Below are 16,510 nucleotides of genomic sequence, written 5' to 3'. Positions count from 1 at the left end.
ATTCCATGAACTTTCTGTATCGCTACGCCGCTCCTCAAAACTTCTATGTTCTGGCCGGACGCATTATCCCGTGGGCTGCCATCCTGGCCTTTCTGCTGTTTCTGGTCGGCGCTTATGTAGGCTTCTTTTTGGCCCCTACCGACTTCCAGCAAGGCGAAGGCTATCGCATCATTTTTCTGCATGTGCCCGTGTCCTGGATGTCCATGCTGATCTATCTGGCCATGGGCTTCTGGTCCTTGATCTGCCTGGTTTTCAACAGTCGCACCGCCGCCATGATGGCAGCCGCGCTGGCCCCGACCGGGGCGATCTGTACGGTCTTGTCCCTGGTAACCGGAGCCCTGTGGGGCAAGCCTATGTGGGGCGCCTGGTGGGTCTGGGATGCCCGTCTGACTTCCGAATTGCTGCTGCTGTTTTTGTACATGGGTTTCATGGGCTTGCGTGGTGCCATTGACGACCCACGTCGCGCTGACAAAGCCGCTTCCATCCTGGCCCTGGTCGGGGTGGTGAATGTGCCCGTTATCTATTTCTCGGTGCAGTGGTGGAACACCTTGCATCAGGGGGCTTCGGTATCGCTGACCAGCTCGCCATCCATGGCCACCGTCATGCTGACGGGCATGTTGCTGATGAGTCTGGCCATGTGGTGCTACAGCATTGCCATCGCACTGTACCGGGTGCGCAATTTGATTCTTGAACGTGAGGCGCATACCGCCTGGGTTCGCAACTTGACGGAGGGCTGATGATGCATTGGTCGAGTGTGGGCGATTTTTTCGCTATGGGCGGCTATGCCGTGTATGTGTGGGGCTCGGTGCTGGCCTGTACCGTGTTGATGCTGGGTGAAGTGCTCAGCGTCCGGGCAGGGCGGGCACGGGCCTGGCAGCGGGTACGTGACGAGCGCGCCCTGGGGGGCCAGCGCCATGACTAAGCGACAAAATCGTCTGGTCCTGATTCTGGGCGCATTGATCGTGCTGGGGGCGGCAACCGCCCTGATCCTCAATGCCTTCCAAAGCAGCCTGGTGTTCTTTTTTACCCCTACTGAAGTCAGCCAGGGGCAAAGCCCTGAAAACCGGACCTTCCGGGTGGGTGGCATTGTGCAGATGGACAGCATCCGCCGTGGTGGCGCCCAAGGCATGGCCGTGAACTTTGTGGTGACAGACGGCGCGGCCCAGGTGCCTGTCAGCTATACGGGAATTTTGCCGGACCTGTTTCAAGAGGGGAAAGGCGTGGTGGCCCAAGGTCGCTTGAACGAGCAGGGCCATTTTGTGGCGGAAGAAGTGCTGGCCAAGCACGATGAAAACTACATGCCGCCCGAGGCCATGCATGCCATGGAGCAGGCCGAGCGCGCGAAACAAGGAGCCCAGCCATGATCCCGGAGCTTGGACACTTTGCCCTGATTCTGACTTTTGTACTGGCGCTGGCCCAAGGCATTGTGTCCTTGTATGGTGCCTGGCGTGGCAATTTGGCCTGGATGGCTTTTGCACGTCCCGCAGCCCGCTGGCAATTCGGTTTGGTGGCCTTCAGTTTGCTGTGTCTGGCCTGGTCCTTTGTGAGCTTTGATTTCTCTGTCGCCTATGTGGCGCAGAACTCCAGCACCAAACTGCCTTTGTTCTACCGCATTGCTGCTGTGTGGGGCGGGCATGAGGGCTCGCTGCTGCTGTGGATGTTCATGCAAACGGGTTGGGCCTTTGCTGTCAGCATTTATTCGCGTTCCTTGCCGGAAGCCATGCTGGCCCGTGTGCTGGGCGTCTTGGGTCTGATTACCGCCGGTTTTCTGCTGTTTGTGTTGATTAGCTCCAACCCCTTTGAGCGCATGTTCCCGGTTCCGGCCGAAGGTCTGGATCTGAATACGCTCTTGCAGGATATTGGCCTGATTGTTCACCCTCCCTTGCTGTATATGGGCTATGTGGGCTTTTCGGTGGCCTTTGCTTTTGCGATTGCCGCTTTGCTGGCAGGCCGACTGGACGCCAGTTGGGCGCGTTGGTCGCGTCCCTGGACAACCTCGGCCTGGCTGTTTCTGACCTTGGGTATTGCCGTAGGTAGCTGGTGGGCCTACTACGAGCTGGGTTGGGGCGGCTGGTGGTTCTGGGACCCGGTAGAGAACTCCTCCTTTGTGCCGTGGTTGGCGGGTACCGCCCTGATTCACTCGCTGGCGGTCACGGAGAAACGTGGCAGCTTCAAGAACTGGACCGTGTTGCTGGCAATCAGCACCTTCTCGCTGTCCATTTTGGGCGCTTTCCTGGTGCGCTCCGGCGTGCTGACCTCAGTACACGCGTTTGCTACAGATCCGGCCCGAGGTGTGTTCATTCTGAGTCTGTTCGCCGTCATTGTGGGCAGCTCCCTGATCCTGTTTGCCTGGCGCGCACCGCGTGTCGGAGCAGGTGGGCAGTTTGCCGTGGTGTCGCGTGAGTCCTTGCTGCTGGTCAACAACGTTTTGCTGGTAGTGGTGACGGGCACGGTGCTGTTGGGCACCTTGTATCCCCTGATTATGGATACGCTGGGCCTGGGTAAAATCTCCGTGGGGCCACCTTATTTCAACAAGGTGTTTGTGCCTTTGATGATCCCGGCTCTGGTTCTGATCGTGTTTGGCGTCATGGCGAATTGGAAGCGTGCCAGCATGATGGATATGGTGCGCCAACTGGCCCTGGTGATCGTGTTCAGTATCGTGCTGGGTGCAGCCATTCCTTTGTTGTACGGCCAGTGGCAGGGCACCGCCGCCTTGGGCGCGGGTCTGGCCATGTGGATTGTTTTGGGCAGCTTGTTTGATGTGGTCAAGCGTGTGCGCGCCACGCGTTCCGGCGTGTTCTCGCAACCACGCAGTTGGCTGGGTCAGCACCTGGCCCACATCGGGGTCGCTGTCTTTGTCCTGGGGGTGACCATGGTCAGCCACTACGAGACAGAAACCGATGTCTTGTTGCAACCCGGTCAGACGGCGCAGGTGGGCGCGTATGACGCGCGCTTCCAGGGCGTGCGTATTGTGCCGGGCCCGAACTATTCGGCCGAACGCGGCACGGTAGAACTGCTGCAGGATGGCAAGGTGGTGTCCACCTTGTATCCGGAAAAGCGCACCTATCTGTCCTCGGCCTTGCCCATGACGGAATCGGCCATCAACGCCAATGGCTTGCGTCATATTTACGTGGCGCTGGGCGACAACTTTGATCAGGGCGGTTGGAGTGTTCGTCTGTACTACAAGCCTCTGGTGGACTTTATCTGGCTGGGTTGTTTGCTGATGGCCTTGGGCGGTGCGCTGGCAATCAGTGATCGACGTTATCGCGCCAAGCAAACCCGTGCCGCTGTGCAAAACAAAGCCATGAATACGCAGGTGCAGGCATGAACCGTTTTACTGTTCCCTTGATCGGTTTTGTACTGTTGCTGGTATTTCTGGGCATTGGTTTGACCTTGAAGCCCAGCGAAGTGCCTTCGCCCTTGGTCGATAAACCGGCTCCGGCGTTCAGCCTGCCTCAATTGCACAATCCCGAAGCCAGTTTTTCGGGTGAGCAAATGAAGGGACGCGTCTGGTTGCTGAACGTGTGGGCCTCGTGGTGCTACCCGTGCCTGACCGAACATGCTTTCATCAAAGAGCTGTCCACCAAGCACAAGGTGCCGATTGTGGGCTTGAACTACAAGGACGTACCTGAAGAAAGCCGCGAGTGGCTGCTACGCAATGGCAATTCTTATGAAGTCTCTGTCATGGACAGGGACGGTCGTGTGGGCATTGATTTCGGTGTGTACGGTGTGCCGGAAACCTTTGTGATCGACAAGCAGGGCATTGTGCGCTTCAAGCACATAGGCCCCGTGTCGCGTGAATCCATGGAGGAAACCTTGTTGCCTTTGATCCGTCGTTTGGAGCAGCAGCCATGATGATGCGTCAATGGATGGTGGCCTTGATGGCCAGTGTGTGGTTTCTGGTGCCGGCGGCGCAGGCCCAGTCGGGGGAACAGGGCGCCCAGGAATCGGTGATGCTGGAAATTGCGGCCGAGCTGCGTTGTCTGGTGTGCCAGAACGAATCCATTGCGGCATCGCGTGCCGAGCTGGCGGTGGACTTGCGTCAGCAGATCATGGAGCAGTTGGGGCAGGGGCGCAGCCCCGATCAGATTCGCACGTATATGGTGGATCGCTATGGCGACTTCATTTTGTATCGCCCGCCCTTTAAATCCACCACCTTGCTGCTCTGGTTCGGGCCAGCTCTGTTATTGCTGACTGGCTTTCTGGTCTATGCCTTTACGCTGCGCCGTCGACGCCGCGCGGGTGATGACACGGCCTTGACCGAGGAACAACGTCGTCAAGCCGATGCTCTCTTGCAGGGCTCTTCTCGGGATGAACAATCGTGACTATTGTTTTTTATATTGTGGCCGCGCTACTGGTGCTGCTGTGCGCGGTGTATTTGATGTTGAGCGTCAAGCGCAAGCCCGCCGTGCAGCGTGTGGTTGAACACAAGCAGGCCAATCTGGCGATTTTGCGTGAGCAGCTCAAGGAAATCGAACGGGACAAGCAGGCCGGTGTCTTGTCTGCCCAGGACTTTGAACAGGCGCAGATGGATTTGCGCCAGCGTGTGCTGGAAGAAAACGAAGGGCTGAAAACGGAATCTGTGCAGCAAGCAGGCGCACCGAAGCTGGCCTGGACCTTGATGGTCAGCATTCCGGTCGCGGCTATCGCCTTGTACTTTTATCTGGGCAATCCGGCCATGCTCGATCCTGCCGCCGTGCAGCAGCAAGCCAACGCACAGCCCGTGGATATTGAGGCCATGGTGGCCCGTCTGGAGCAGCGTCTGAAAGAAAACCCGGACGATCCGGGCGCCTGGTTGATGATGGCCCGTTCACATCGCTATTACGGCCGCCATCAGGAAGCGACACAGGCGTATGCCAAGGCCATGGCCGTGGTGGATGGAGACCCGACGGCATTGGCTGAGTATGCGGAATCCATGCTGCTGGCCGGTGTCGATACCTTGGACGGTTTGCCGGGTCGTTTGGTCAAGCGATCGCTGGAGCTGTATCCCGAAGAGCCATTGGGCTTGATGCTGGCCGGCGCTGCCGCTTTGCATAAAGAGGAGTATCCGGCTGCGATCGACTACTGGCAGCGTTTGCTGGCGCAGTTTCCCCCCGATTCGGAAACCGCCAAGGTCGTGAACCAGGGCTTGCAACTGGCGCGCGAACGTATGCGTATGCCGGCCGCCCCTGCAGCGGAACCTGCCACGGCCCCTTGATATGGAAATAGTGTCTTTGGATTTGGGCCTGATCGCCCTGATAACGGCGTTTCTGGCGGGGATGGCTTCGTTTCTCTCCCCCTGCGTCTTGCCCTTGGTTCCCGGCTATCTGTCTTATCTGGCCGGGGACGGGCAGGTGTATACGCAGGTCAAGCGCAGCCAGCTACTGGGCCGCAGCGTTTGTTTTGTGGCTGGCTTTTCGCTGGTTTTTATCGCCTTGGGAGCCAGCCTCTCTTACCTTGGTCAGCTGTTGATGGCCTATCGCTATGAGTTGAATGTGGCGGCAGGTGTCATGGTGGCTTTGGCGGGCTTTAGTGTGATGGGGGTGCTGCGCATGCCCATGAGCCTGCAACGCTACTATCGCTTTGAATCCGGCAAAGCGGCAGGCCCTGGCGGGGCAACGGTAATGGGGCTGGCGTTCGGCTTTGGCTGGACTCCCTGCATCGGCCCGATTCTGGCGGGCATTTTGATGATGGGAGCCAGCACGGCCAGTGCGGGCAAGGCCAGTATCCTGTTGTCCGTCTACGCTTTGGGTCTGGGCGTACCTTTCATCCTGGCCGCCTGCTTCCTGACCCCCTTCTTGCAGCGCATGACCCAGATCAGGAAGATCGGGCGCTATGTGCGCTGGGGGGCGGGTCTGGTGCTGATTGTGATGGGTTGGGCCATGGCAACCGGCGAGCTGGCGCGGTTTGCGATCTGGGTGCTCAAGACATTCCCGGTGTTAGGACAACTGGGCTGAACCGTCGTCTATCACTTCACGGCAGCATTGCCGCCATCGGCGAACAGGGCTGATCCGGTCACAAAACTGGACATGGAGCTGGCCAGAAAGAGCGCTGCGGACGCAATTTCTTCAGGTTGGGCGATTCGCTTCATGGCGTGCAGCCCCGCCGCCCAATCCTTGGTGCTCTGATCCCCGGCAATGTCTGTGTCAGTTCCGCCAGGCAATAGAGCGTTAGCTCGTATTCCTTGCGCCGCATAGTCTGCAGTGATGCCTTTGACCAGTCCCATGAGTGCCGCTTTGGCGACACCATAAGCGCTCATCCCGGGTAGGCCGACACTGGTGCCCACAAAGCTCGAGGTGAAAACAATCGAACCGCCACCGCGATGGAGCATGGCTGGAATCTGGCTACGGGCACCCAGAAAGGCTGCCTCAAGATTGGTATCCAGTGTTGTTTGCCATTCTTCCAGTGACATCTCGGCCAGCGGCTTGAGGGCACCGACAATACCGGCGTTATTGATCGCAATATCCAGCCCACCGAATCTGCTGTTCGCGGCTTCGATCAGTTGCTCATGGGTTTCAGCCTGCGTAATGTCCCCCGTCACAAACTCGGCACGGCCGCCAGACTGCCGGATCTCCTTGGCGACGGCATCAAGCAATGCGCTACGCCTTGCCGTAAGAACAAGTGCCGCTCCCTGCTCAGCAAACATCAATGCGATGGCGCGTCCAATACCAGAGGATGCGCCGGTAACAAGGGCAACCTTTCCATCAAGCAAAGCCATGAGTGAAATCTCCTGTATTTCTATTGGGAGCTCACATCGTATGTGTCCTGGCCTGACGGGGAACTCCGTTTCTTGCCTTCAAAACCGGTTCTTGATGATGGGGCAGGTAGCCGACTATCAGTCTTGTACTTCGCGGCGTAGCAGTTCACGTTTTCGGTCTACCCCCCAGCGGTAACCGGCCAGATCGCCATCCCGGCGTACGACGCGGTGGCATGGGATGGCTACGGCGATGTGGTTGTTGGCGCAAGCCTGGGCCACGGCACGCACAGCTTTGGGCGAGCCTATGCGTTCGGCGATGTCGGTGTAGCTGACGGTGACGCCTGGCGGGATCTCACAGAGCGCGCGCCAGACTCGTTCCTGGAAGGCCGTTCCTTGTACATCCAGTGGCAGGTGCAAGCCAATAGAGGGCGTTTCGATGAAGCCCACGACTTGAGCGATCAATTGCTCGAACTCGCCGTCGCAGCCGATGATTTCGGCTTTGGGAAACTGATCTTGCAGGTCACGAACCAGTTGATCGGGATCGTCGCCCAGCAAGATGGCGCAGATGCCGCGTTGGCTTTGGGCTACCAGAATCGCTCCTAGAGAGCACTGACCTACAGCGAAACGGATGACAGCACCGGCCCCTCCAGCCCGGTAGTCCCGTGCACGCATGCCTAACAGCTGTTCAGAGGCTTCGTAGAATCGGCTGTTGGAGTTGAATCCGCTGTCGTAGATCGCATTGGTGATGGTCGTATCCGGACTGCTCAGTTCCTCGCGCAGTCTGCGAGCACGATAGGCCGAGCTGTATGCCTTGGGCGTCAGACCTGTTTCGGCTGTGAACAGCCGATGAAAATGGAAGGGGCTTTTGCCCACCGCGGCTGCCAGCGTGTCCAGCGATGGCGGCGTCTCCGAAGTTTCGATCAGGCGGCAGGCACGAGCCACGATGGCGGCCCGTTCGGCTGCGGCGCTGGTTTGAGAGCCATGGGCCCTACGGCTATAACGATAGCCTGCTGCTTCAGCGTTCTGGGGCGAATCGAAAAATTCGACATTCTCGCGCTTGGGCAAGCGTGTTGTTGAGCTGGGTTGGCAGTACACGCCTGTGGTACGCACCGCATAGACGAACTGGCCATCGGCAGCGGGGTCTCGTGCCTGCACAGCCGCCCAGCGCTGATCGTCGGTTTTGTAAGCAGGGTTCGTAGTCATAGGGCAGGGATCCTGACATCATCAATTACGAAGCCAGAATACGCGGGTCTTTCATCGCAAGCACTCCGATTCTTGCGGTCAATATTGACAGACCCGGCTGACACCACACAAGAGCCTGTCAGTTGTTGACGGTATGTGCGTGCTAAACGAAGCAGTATGAAAAAAGGCCGGTATCAACCGGCCTTTTTATTGGCTCTGAAGCGCTGGCACCGTGAAAGGCGCGTCGTGCTTACAGGGCGCTGGGGGTGTAACCCGCTTCTTCAATCACTTTCAGGGCTTGTGCGCCATCCAGACCTTGAACGGTAACCTGGTGTTTTTCCAGATCCGTGCTGACGGTGGCTTGAGGGGCGACAGCCTGAATGGCTTCAGTGATGCTGCGTACACAGTGGCCGCAGGTCATGTCGGGTACGGAGAAGGTGGACATAGCTGACTCCTTTGATAAAAACAATGGAGTCAGCTTAAGGCTTGCCACGGGGGCAAGGTCAAGTGCTGTTTTTTTTAAAACAGGGCCGGTGACATCAGGCGGATCTGATCAAACTCGGGATTGCCCAGCCATTGAATCTGGCTGCTGGCCAAACCTGGGCCTGATTCCTTGTTTTCCACAAAAGCACCGTAGGAGATGGTCTGCTTTTGAGTGTCCAGTAGCACTACGTAGCTGGAGCTGGTGCAGTCATGGGGTTTGCAGCCCTGGAAAACCTGGTAGTCGCGGCCATCCAGAGAAACGGTTTCGCCCGGCGAAGCCGTACCGAAATCTTTAACCCAGCTGGCGTTTTTGGCGACGTCCTGCATCAGGCTCTGATACTGCTGGGCCACTTGCTTGTTGGACTTGGCCAGGTCAGCCAGATAAACGGATTCCGAGGACTGTGCATTGCTCAGGAAAGGGGCGAGCAGGGCGCTGCCAAGGACAAGGCGGCACAGAGAATGGGAAATACGCATGGGATCTCCAATAATGAGGCGAGCCTTCAGTTTAGCAGCGCGCTTAGTGCGGGATTGTTAACAAAATCAAGGAAAACCTGCATAAACGGCTATCCCTACAGTCGTTATAGTGCTTATCCGTCCATGGGATTGGCACGGGGCTTTGTTTCCTGTCGAATTACCAGGGCATTTGAGGGGTGTAGGTAAAAACCACAGCTTGCCAGCAAAATTGTTTCATAACTAAACTATTTATAAATGAATGGTTGGCATAGTTGAATTTGTAGTTCGATCTGCTGTGCATCTTATTTAAAGACAGCCTATAAGCGCGGTGGCGCAAGGAGATAACATGAAACGTATTGCATTGACCGTAGCTCTGGCGGCGGCTTTTGGCGGTTCTTTGGCTCATGCCGATACCATCAAAGTGGGGATGGCAATGGACACATCCGGTCCGTTCGCTGCCGTTGGTGGTGAAGTTCGTGATGGCTTTAATCTGGCCATCAAACAACTGGACGGCAAGCTGGGCGGTTTCCCGGCCGAGTTCATTCAACAGGATATGGCCGGTAACCCCGACCAGGCCCGCCAATTGGTCAATCGCTTCGTGCAGCGCGACAAGATCGACTTCTTTACCGGCCCCGTGGGTTCCAACGTGGCACTGGCAGTGGCTCCCGCCCTGTTCTCGGCCAAAGTGCCTTACCTGACCAGCAACCCGGGCCCCAGCCAACTGGCCGGTGCCGGTTGTAATCCGTACTTCTTTGGTGTGTCCTACCAGAACGACGCCTTTGACGAGGCCGCCGGTAAAGTGGCTGCGGATCGCAACTACGAAAAAATGTTCATCATTGCCCCTGACTATCCGGCCGGCAAGGATCACCTGAACGGCTTCAAGCGTGGTTACGGCAAAGCCGTCAACGACGAGCTCTACACCAAGCTGGGCCAGATTGACTACTCGGCTGAACTGGCACAGATCCGTGCGGCCAAGCCCCAGGCCGTGTTCTTCTTCCTGCCCGGTGCCATGGGCATCAACTTCATCAAACAGTTCGTGGCCGCTGGCCTAAATAAAGATGTGGTGTTGCTGGGCCCAGCCTTCTCGGGTGACGAGGACATCATCCCCGCCGTGGGCGAGCCTATCCTGGGCATGTTGAACACGGCTCAGTGGTCGCCTGACCTGGATGTTCCTGCCAACAAGACCTTTGTGGAAGAGTTCCGCAAAGCCTACGACGGCCGCTATCCATCGGTTTACGCTGCTCAGGCCTATGACGTGATTCTGGCTATTGACGCCGCCGTCAAACAGGTTGATGGCAAGGTATCCGACCGCGAAGCGGTGCTCAAGGCACTGAAAGCCGCCGACTACAACTCGGTTCGCGGCCCATTTACCTACGGCAACAACAACTTCCCCGTGCAGGCTTACTACTTGCGTGAAGTGGTCAAGGATCAGGACGGACGTCTTGTGAACCGTATGGTCAGCAAGGTGTTTGACTCCTACCAGGACGTCTACGCCAAAGAATGCAAACTTAATTAAGATTCACAGGTGGTAAAAGCATGTCGCTCATTCTGATTAGCGAGCAATTGCTGAATGGTTTGCAGTTTGGTTTGATGTTATTTCTGATTGCCGCGGGCCTGACGTTGGTCTTCGGCATTATGGATATCATGAACCTGGCCCACGGCTCCCTCTATATGGCGGGAGCCTATGTGGCCGCGGAAACCATGCAGCGTACAGGGTCTTTTACCGCCGCCATTGTGGTGGCGGTGGCGGTGACAGCCCTGGTCGGTATTGCCTTGGAAATTCTCATTCTGCGCAAGCTGGTCACTCGTGATCACCTGGCTCAGGTACTGGGAACCTATGCCGTTATTTTGATCGCCAATGATGTGGTCAAAATGATTTGGGGCCCAACCCCCGTTATGTTGAATATGCCTGCCTTGTTGTCCGGGCCGGTAGAACTCTTGCCTGACTTTCTCTATCCCGCCTTCCGTCTGATGATTATTGCGGTCGGTCTGGTGATGGCGCTGGCCCTGTATGCCTTCGTGACCAAAACACGGGCTGGGGTGCTGGTGCGTGCAGGAGCCTCCAATCGACAAATGGCCACCCTGATGGGGGTGCGTGTGCCTATTCTGTTCCTGGGTGTGTTCACTCTGGGAGCCGCTCTGGCTGCGCTGGCCGGTGCCTTGTTGGGTCCGATTACCGCGGTTCAGATCGGTATGGGCGAGGACATTCTGATCCTGGTTCTGGTCTGCATCGTGATTGGCGGGATTGGCTCGATTCGTGGCGCGTTTGTAGGTGCCTTGCTGGTGGGTATGGTTGATACCGCTGGCCGTGCATTCCTGCCCATGTTGCTGCGTAACGTTTTCCCGGCAGATGTGGCTTCCAGCGTCGGTCCTACGATTGCCGCCATTTCGATCTATGTCCTGATGGCGGTTGTTCTTGTTTTCCGTCCTTCGGGCCTGTTCCCGGCGCGAGGTTAATGTATGTCTACTTCGCGTATTTTTTCCGCCCTGGTGCTGGTGGCCTTATTGGCTTTCCCCTTGATTGCACCGATGTACGGACTTGAGTTCTACATTTCGTTTGTACGCCGTATCTTCATCTATGCCCTGGCTGCTAGTGCCTTGAATCTGGTGCTGGGTTATGGCGGGATGGTGGCCCTGGGCCATGCCGCGTTTTTCGGGGCAGGGGCCTACACCGTGGGTATCCTGGCTACCGAAGGCGTGCAAAGCGGCCTGATTGCCTGGCCTGCCGCCATGGTGATCTCCGGCTTGCTGGCTTTCCTGACCGGTGCCGTGTCGCTGCGTACTCGTGGTGTGTACTTCATCATGATCACGCTGGCGTTTGCCCAGATGATCTTTTATCTGTTCATTTCCTTGCGCCAGTACGGTGGCGAGGACGGTCTGAACATGTACAGCCATTCCTCCTTGCCCGGGATTGATCTGAGCAATGAGCTGAGCTTTTACTACCTGGTTCTGGCTATTCTGGTGGCGGTGCTGTTCCTGTTCAATCGTCTGGTTAAAGCCCGTTTCGGGCAGGCCTTGATGGGCACGCGTGAAAACGAAAGCCGCATGACAACCTTGGGTTACCCCGTCTACCGCATTCGCCTGACGGCTTACACCTTGAGCGGAGCCATCATGGGTCTGGCTGGTGCCTTGTTGGCTAACCACAACCTGTTTGTCTCGCCCAGCCTGATGAACTGGACCCAGTCGGCTGACCTGATCATCATGGTGCTGGTGGGGGGGATTGGCTTGCTGTATGGCGGTGCTCTGGGTGCGTTCGTGATGTTGGTGCTGGAAGAGTTGCTGCGCAACTGGACCGAGTACTGGCACATGCCTTTGGGTATCTTGTTGCTGCTGGTGGTGTTTTTTGCACCCAAGGGGCTGGCCGGACTGGTGCGTGTCCGCTCGACCGCTGATCCCGCTACTACTGCCAAGGAGCAAGCATGACGAACACGATAGCAACCGCCTCCAAGGCGGGCAGCGGCTCGGCCGCTTTGCAAGCCCGTGGTCTGATGAAGCGCTTTGGTGCTTTGCAGGCTACCAATGATGTGTCCCTGGACCTGGTGCCCGGTGAAATTCATGGTTTGATCGGCCCGAACGGGGCTGGTAAATCGACCCTGATTCATTTGCTGTCGGGCACCTTGACCCCGGATTCGGGCCAGCTCTTGCTGGGTGGCCGGGATGTGACTTCCTTGTCGGGTCACCAGCGTGTGGCTGCCGGTCTGGCACGTTCGTTCCAGATCACCAACATCTTCAAGAACTACACGGTGCTGGATAACCTGGTGCTGGCTTTGCAGGCATGCAGTGGCAGCAGCTTCCGCTTCTGGCGTGCTCGTCAGGCGGAAACCGAGCTGTACGAGCAAGCCCGTGCTTTGGCTGCCGAATGTGCCATTGATGCGTCCTTGCTGCATACCCAGGCCGGTGTGTTGCCGCATGGCGAGCAGCGCAAGGTGGAATTCGCCCTGGCTTTGGCCAGCCGTCCGCAAGTTCTGCTGCTGGATGAGCCTATGGCCGGGATGGGGCCGGACGAAACGCTGCGCCTGACTGAATTGATCGAAACCATGCGTGGCAAAGCCACCATGTTGCTGGTCGAGCATGATATGGAAGCAGTTTTCCGTCTGGCTGACCGGATTTCTGTGCTGGTGGCGGGGCACATTATTGCTACCGGCACGGCTGCCGAAATCCGCGATAACGAGGCTGTGCGTCAAGCTTATCTGGGCGACGACGACACGCCAGTTCCAACCAAGGTGGAAAGCCATGCTTGAAACGACTCAATTACAAAGCGGCTATGGCGCCAGCCAGGTGCTGTTCGGGGTAGATCTGTCCATTCGTAGCGGGCAGGTTGTGACTGTGCTGGGCCGTAATGGCATGGGCAAGACCACCTTGCTGAAAACCATTCTGGGCCAGTTGCCGGTGCGCGGCGGCGATGTGAAGTTCGACGGCCAGTCCATTGCGGGCTGGAATCCGGACCGTATTGCCCGTGCCGGGATTGCCATTGTGCCCGAAGGGCGTCAGTGCTTTCCCAACCTGACCGTGGCCGAGCACTTGACGGCCTTTGCTTGCAACCGCAACCCCAAAGCCAACAAGACCTGGACGCCCGAGCGTGTCTATGACTTTTTTCCGCGCTTGCGTGAGCGTGCGTCCAATATGGGCAACCAGCTCTCGGGCGGTGAACAGCAAATGCTGGCCATTGGCCGTGCGCTGGTCACTAACCCCAAGCTGCTGATTCTGGATGAAGCCTCCGAGGGACTGGCGCCCAAGGTGCGTGAAGAAATCTGGAACTGTCTGGCCGTCTTGCGTGAAGAAGGGCAAACCATCTTGCTGATCGACAAATATGTCGAGCGGCTGATGGCCTTGTCGGATCACCACATTATTCTGGAACGTGGCAAATTGGTCTGGCAGGGGAACTCCGAAGCATTGGGGGCTGATCGCACCTTGTGGACGCGTTATCTGGGCGTGTAAAAAACACAAACTGCAACAATCCCAAGATGCCGCCTGCTTGATTGCAGGCGGCATTTTTTATGCTTATCGTCAAGGCGCTATAGGGGATTGTGGCGGAGGAGTTGCACTTTCTTCTGAAAGTTCCCTAAGCATCTCTGGAAAGATTATTTCCTTGCGATGTATCAATGTGTAATGAAATGGCATTCCTTACGATGTCCATAAGGCCAGCAGGGTTATGGGTCCTATCCGGACCACTCACTGGCAGGAAGCTCTGTCATCCCATAAGGAAGTTGTTATGAAATTACGCCTGTTCACTCTCTCTGCTCTGGCCGCCGGTCTACTGCTCGGCAGTGCCGCGCAAGCTCAGGAAAATGAGCCTGTACAGCCGATTCCCGCCGCAGTTGTCACTGATCCGGCACGCGTTGAACTGGGCAAGAAACTGTGGTTTGAACCTCGCCTGTCCCGTTCTGGTTTCATCTCCTGTAACTCCTGTCATAACCTGAGCATGGGTGGCACGGACAATATCCGTACCTCCATCGGGGATCGCTGGCAGGAAGGCCCCATCAACTCGCCTACCGTCCTGAACTCCAGCCTGAACGTGGCCCAGTTCTGGGACGGCCGTGCCAGCGACCTGAAAGAGCAGGCCGGTGGCCCGATTGCCAACCCCAAGGAAATGGCGTTCACACACGAACTGGCCATGGAGTTCCTGAGCTCCATCCCCGAGTACAAGGCCGAGTTCAAGCAAGTCTTTGGCAAGGCCGACTTCGGCATTGATGAAGTCACCTCCGCAATTGCCGCCTTTGAAGAAACCTTGGTGACGCCTGACTCGCGCTTTGACCTGTGGTTGAAGGGTGACAAGAAAGCCATTACCGATCAGGAGCTGGCTGGCTATCAACTGTTCAAGAATAGTGGTTGCGTGGCCTGCCACAACGGTCCTAATCTGGGCGGTACCTCCTTCCAGAAAATGGGTCTGATCGAGCCGTACCAAACCACCAACCCGGCTGAAGGCCGTGCGGCTGTGACGGGTAAGGATGCTGACCGTTTCAACTTCAAGGTTCCTACCTTGCGTAACGTCGAGCTGACCTACCCTTACTTCCACGATGGTGCCGTCAATACCTTGACTGAAGCCGTGGATACAATGGGTCGTCTGCAGTTGGGTCGCAGTTTCTCTGCAGAGGAAAATGCCCAGATCGTCGCGTTCCTGAAAACGCTGACGGGCAAACAGCCTGAAATCGTGCTGCCAATCCTGCCACCTTCGCGTGACAACACACCACGTCCGGTGCCATTTGGTTCTTGATAGCAGGCTATTCAGGCGGCTTTTCATGAGCTAGGCCGCCATGAAGTGACCCAGGTCCTGGATTTTTTATTTTCCTGGCCTGGGTTTTTGTATTTGGCTGTGGATTCATGACCTTGCTTGGCGTTCAAGACAAGAATCCCCTGCTGTTATTGTTGATGCTCGATCAGGCGGGCTAAAAAAATAGTACCATTTAGATACTATTTCAATGACTGGAACCATCATGAGTCGCATTGTCCTGTTTGAGAACATTCATCCTAGCGCCCGTGAAGTTTTTGAGGCTGCGGGTTTGACCGATATTCAGACCTACAAGGGAGCCTTGTCGGGTCAGGAGCTGCTGGACGCTGTCAAAGGCGCCGAAGTTGTCGGAATTCGTTCCCGTACCCAGTTTGACAGCCGGGTGCTGGAGCACGCAGACCAGCTCAAAGTGCTGGGATGCTTTTGTATTGGTACCAACCAGGTGGATCTGGACCAAGCCCAGAACCATGGTGTACCGGTCTTTAATGCGCCGTTCTCCAATACCCGCTCCGTTGCCGAGCTGGTGCTGGGTGAGGCCATCTTGTTGCTACGTCGTATCCCCGAGAAGAACCTGCGCGTACACCAGGGTTTCTGGGACAAAAGTGCCGATGGCGCTTTCGAGATCCGTGGCAAGACTTTGGGCGTGATTGGCTACGGCAATATTGGTTCCCAAGTCGGTACTCTGGCCGAAGCGCTGGGTATGCGTGTGCTCTACCATGATGTGGAATCCAAACTGCCGCTGAGCAATGCCCGTGTCTATGGCAGCCTGAAGCAGATGCTGGCCGAGTCCGATGTGGTCACCTTGCACGTACCAGGCGGGCAGGGCACGCATAACATCATGAATGCCGAGACGATTGCGGCCATGAAACCCGGCTCCATCCTGATCAATGCTTCGCGCGGTACGGTGGTGGATATTGATGCCTTGCACCAAGCCTTGGTCAGCGGTCATCTGGCGGGTGCTGCGCTGGACGTGTTCCCAACCGAACCGAAAAGCGTGGACGAACCGTTGAAGAGCCCCTTGATCGGTATGCCTAATGTGATCCTGACGCCGCATATTGGCGGTAGTACTCAGGAATCCCAGGAAAACATTGGCCGTGAAGTGGCCGAGAAACTGGTTAGCTACTTGCGTAGCGGCGCTACCAAGGGCGCGGTGAACTTCCCCGAAGTGTCTTACTACGACATCCAGGGTGCTGTGCGTCTGCTGCATGTTCATCGCAACGTTCCCGGCGCGATGGGTAGCTTGAACAATATTCTGGCCCAGCACGGTATCAACATCACCCGCCAGCAGCTGCAAACGCAAGGCGAGTTGGGTTATGCCATGACGGATCTGGATCGTGTGCCCGAGCAGGGTTTGCTGGAAGCTGTGCGTGCCCATCCTGGTACTGTACGGAGCGATCTGATTTTCCCGGCTTGAAGCGGTAGTCGGACCCTAAACAAACGGCCCCGGATTCTTTTGAGTCCGGGGCCGTCTGCTCGTCTGCTATCCG

General features: G+C 57.0%; 19 protein-coding genes. 15 read left to right on the top strand and 4 right to left on the bottom strand.

The annotated features are described in order from the left end of the window. Positions 1 to 5 precede the first annotated feature (5 nt). From ccmC to MID00_RS04225, 8 genes are read left to right on the top strand one after another with little or no spacing between them, the layout of a single operon-like run. A complete protein-coding gene (gene ccmC / locus MID00_RS04260; protein WP_009462363.1) occupies positions 6 to 737 on the top strand; it encodes a heme ABC transporter permease CcmC in 732 nt (243 codons plus the stop codon). Then, positions 737 to 922 (top strand): heme exporter protein CcmD, encoded by a 186-nt coding sequence (gene ccmD / locus MID00_RS04255; protein WP_009462365.1) that lies wholly within the window; start codon positions 737 to 739, stop codon positions 920 to 922. The genes ccmC and ccmD overlap by 1 nt, the downstream gene beginning before the upstream one ends. Beyond that, the gene (gene ccmE / locus MID00_RS04250; protein WP_022983242.1) at positions 915 to 1,364 is read left to right on the top strand and encodes a cytochrome c maturation protein CcmE; all 450 of its coding nucleotides are present in this window, start codon (positions 915 to 917) and stop codon (positions 1,362 to 1,364) included. The genes ccmD and ccmE overlap by 8 nt, the downstream gene beginning before the upstream one ends. Beyond that, entirely contained in the window at positions 1,361 to 3,328 is a 1,968-nt protein-coding gene (locus MID00_RS04245; RefSeq protein ID WP_088451144.1) for a heme lyase CcmF/NrfE family subunit, read from the top strand. The genes ccmE and MID00_RS04245 overlap by 4 nt, the downstream gene beginning before the upstream one ends. Further along, the gene (locus MID00_RS04240; protein WP_009462261.1) at positions 3,325 to 3,855 is read left to right on the top strand and encodes a DsbE family thiol:disulfide interchange protein; all 531 of its coding nucleotides are present in this window, start codon (positions 3,325 to 3,327) and stop codon (positions 3,853 to 3,855) included. The genes MID00_RS04245 and MID00_RS04240 overlap by 4 nt, the downstream gene beginning before the upstream one ends. After that, positions 3,852 to 4,325, top strand: a complete 474-nt coding sequence (locus tag MID00_RS04235) for a cytochrome c-type biogenesis protein (protein WP_009462259.1) — start codon at positions 3,852 to 3,854, stop codon at positions 4,323 to 4,325. The genes MID00_RS04240 and MID00_RS04235 overlap by 4 nt, the downstream gene beginning before the upstream one ends. Beyond that, entirely contained in the window at positions 4,322 to 5,197 is an 876-nt protein-coding gene (gene ccmI / locus MID00_RS04230) for a c-type cytochrome biogenesis protein CcmI (RefSeq protein WP_022983240.1), read from the top strand. Before MID00_RS04235 ends, ccmI begins: the two co-directional genes overlap by 4 nt. Before the next feature lies 1 nt (position 5,198). Next, on the top strand, positions 5,199 to 5,936 hold the full coding sequence (locus MID00_RS04225; RefSeq protein ID WP_254499749.1) for a cytochrome c biogenesis CcdA family protein: 738 nt from the start codon (positions 5,199 to 5,201) through the stop codon (positions 5,934 to 5,936). An 11-nt stretch (positions 5,937 to 5,947) separates the two neighbouring features. On the opposite strand, the gene MID00_RS04220 is transcribed toward MID00_RS04225, so the two are convergent. From MID00_RS04220 to MID00_RS04205, 4 genes are all read right to left on the bottom strand, one after another. After that, the gene (locus tag MID00_RS04220) at positions 5,948 to 6,697 is read right to left on the bottom strand and encodes an SDR family oxidoreductase (RefSeq protein WP_254499748.1); all 750 of its coding nucleotides are present in this window, start codon (positions 6,695 to 6,697) and stop codon (positions 5,948 to 5,950) included. Positions 6,698 to 6,814: 117 nt separating this feature from the next. Beyond that, entirely contained in the window at positions 6,815 to 7,879 is a 1,065-nt protein-coding gene (gene ada, locus MID00_RS04215) for a bifunctional DNA-binding transcriptional regulator/O6-methylguanine-DNA methyltransferase Ada (protein ID WP_254499747.1), read from the bottom strand. Between the two features lie 229 nt (positions 7,880 to 8,108). Further along, complete coding sequence (locus MID00_RS04210; RefSeq protein ID WP_022983238.1) at positions 8,109 to 8,303, bottom strand: heavy-metal-associated domain-containing protein; 195 nt, start codon at positions 8,301 to 8,303, stop codon at positions 8,109 to 8,111. Positions 8,304 to 8,377: 74 nt separating this feature from the next. Beyond that, a complete protein-coding gene (locus MID00_RS04205) occupies positions 8,378 to 8,815 on the bottom strand; it encodes an Ivy family c-type lysozyme inhibitor (protein WP_009462247.1) in 438 nt (145 codons plus the stop codon). 325 nt (positions 8,816 to 9,140) lie between these two features. On the opposite strand from MID00_RS04205, the gene MID00_RS04200 reads away from it, so the two are divergent. The 7 genes from MID00_RS04200 to serA all read left to right on the top strand — a co-directional run bounded on the left by MID00_RS04200 (position 9,141) and on the right by serA (position 16,437). After that, positions 9,141 to 10,310, top strand: a complete 1,170-nt coding sequence (locus MID00_RS04200; protein ID WP_254499746.1) for an ABC transporter substrate-binding protein — start codon at positions 9,141 to 9,143, stop codon at positions 10,308 to 10,310. A gap of 20 nt (positions 10,311 to 10,330) precedes the next feature. Continuing rightward, positions 10,331 to 11,251, top strand: a complete 921-nt coding sequence (locus tag MID00_RS04195; protein WP_022983237.1) for a branched-chain amino acid ABC transporter permease — start codon at positions 10,331 to 10,333, stop codon at positions 11,249 to 11,251. 3 nt (positions 11,252 to 11,254) lie between these two features. Beyond that, positions 11,255 to 12,217, top strand: coding sequence for a branched-chain amino acid ABC transporter permease (locus MID00_RS04190; protein WP_254499745.1), 963 nt, complete (start codon positions 11,255 to 11,257; stop codon positions 12,215 to 12,217). Beyond that, positions 12,214 to 13,035 (top strand): ABC transporter ATP-binding protein, encoded by an 822-nt coding sequence (locus MID00_RS04185; RefSeq protein WP_009462241.1) that lies wholly within the window; start codon positions 12,214 to 12,216, stop codon positions 13,033 to 13,035. Before MID00_RS04190 ends, MID00_RS04185 begins: the two co-directional genes overlap by 4 nt. Then, on the top strand, positions 13,028 to 13,732 hold the full coding sequence (locus MID00_RS04180; protein WP_009462239.1) for an ABC transporter ATP-binding protein: 705 nt from the start codon (positions 13,028 to 13,030) through the stop codon (positions 13,730 to 13,732). The genes MID00_RS04185 and MID00_RS04180 overlap by 8 nt, the downstream gene beginning before the upstream one ends. 274 nt (positions 13,733 to 14,006) lie before the next feature. Next, complete coding sequence (locus MID00_RS04175; RefSeq protein WP_009462237.1) at positions 14,007 to 15,008, top strand: cytochrome-c peroxidase; 1,002 nt, start codon at positions 14,007 to 14,009, stop codon at positions 15,006 to 15,008. A 220-nt stretch (positions 15,009 to 15,228) separates the two neighbouring features. Then, the gene (serA, locus tag MID00_RS04170) at positions 15,229 to 16,437 is read left to right on the top strand and encodes a phosphoglycerate dehydrogenase (protein WP_022983236.1); all 1,209 of its coding nucleotides are present in this window, start codon (positions 15,229 to 15,231) and stop codon (positions 16,435 to 16,437) included. The last annotated feature ends 73 nt before the right edge of the window (positions 16,438 to 16,510 follow it).

This window comes from Alcaligenes sp. NLF5-7 (assembly GCF_024266725.1).
GTDB lineage: Bacteria > Pseudomonadota > Gammaproteobacteria > Burkholderiales > Burkholderiaceae_B > Alcaligenes > Alcaligenes phenolicus.
This window is presented reverse-complemented; position numbering and strand designations above follow the sequence as displayed.

Coding starts and splice junctions, on each gene's coding strand:
- MID00_RS04205 (WP_009462247.1), bottom strand. CDS start 8,815: ATGCGTATTTCCCATTCTCTGTGCCGCCTTGTCCTTGGCAGCGCCCTG.
- MID00_RS04225 (WP_254499749.1), top strand. CDS start 5,199: ATGGAAATAGTGTCTTTGGATTTGGGCCTGATCGCCCTGATAACGGCG.
- MID00_RS04240 (WP_009462261.1), top strand. CDS start 3,325: ATGAACCGTTTTACTGTTCCCTTGATCGGTTTTGTACTGTTGCTGGTA.
- MID00_RS04210 (WP_022983238.1), bottom strand. CDS start 8,303: ATGTCCACCTTCTCCGTACCCGACATGACCTGCGGCCACTGTGTACGC.
- MID00_RS04235 (WP_009462259.1), top strand. CDS start 3,852: ATGATGATGCGTCAATGGATGGTGGCCTTGATGGCCAGTGTGTGGTTT.
- MID00_RS04245 (WP_088451144.1), top strand. CDS start 1,361: ATGATCCCGGAGCTTGGACACTTTGCCCTGATTCTGACTTTTGTACTG.
- ccmD (WP_009462365.1), top strand. CDS start 737: ATGATGCATTGGTCGAGTGTGGGCGATTTTTTCGCTATGGGCGGCTAT.
- ccmE (WP_022983242.1), top strand. CDS start 915: ATGACTAAGCGACAAAATCGTCTGGTCCTGATTCTGGGCGCATTGATC.
- MID00_RS04180 (WP_009462239.1), top strand. CDS start 13,028: ATGCTTGAAACGACTCAATTACAAAGCGGCTATGGCGCCAGCCAGGTG.
- MID00_RS04190 (WP_254499745.1), top strand. CDS start 11,255: ATGTCTACTTCGCGTATTTTTTCCGCCCTGGTGCTGGTGGCCTTATTG.
- MID00_RS04195 (WP_022983237.1), top strand. CDS start 10,331: ATGTCGCTCATTCTGATTAGCGAGCAATTGCTGAATGGTTTGCAGTTT.
- ada (WP_254499747.1), bottom strand. CDS start 7,879: ATGACTACGAACCCTGCTTACAAAACCGACGATCAGCGCTGGGCGGCT.
- MID00_RS04220 (WP_254499748.1), bottom strand. CDS start 6,697: ATGGCTTTGCTTGATGGAAAGGTTGCCCTTGTTACCGGCGCATCCTCT.
- serA (WP_022983236.1), top strand. CDS start 15,229: ATGAGTCGCATTGTCCTGTTTGAGAACATTCATCCTAGCGCCCGTGAA.
- MID00_RS04175 (WP_009462237.1), top strand. CDS start 14,007: ATGAAATTACGCCTGTTCACTCTCTCTGCTCTGGCCGCCGGTCTACTG.
- ccmC (WP_009462363.1), top strand. CDS start 6: ATGAACTTTCTGTATCGCTACGCCGCTCCTCAAAACTTCTATGTTCTG.
- MID00_RS04185 (WP_009462241.1), top strand. CDS start 12,214: ATGACGAACACGATAGCAACCGCCTCCAAGGCGGGCAGCGGCTCGGCC.
- MID00_RS04200 (WP_254499746.1), top strand. CDS start 9,141: ATGAAACGTATTGCATTGACCGTAGCTCTGGCGGCGGCTTTTGGCGGT.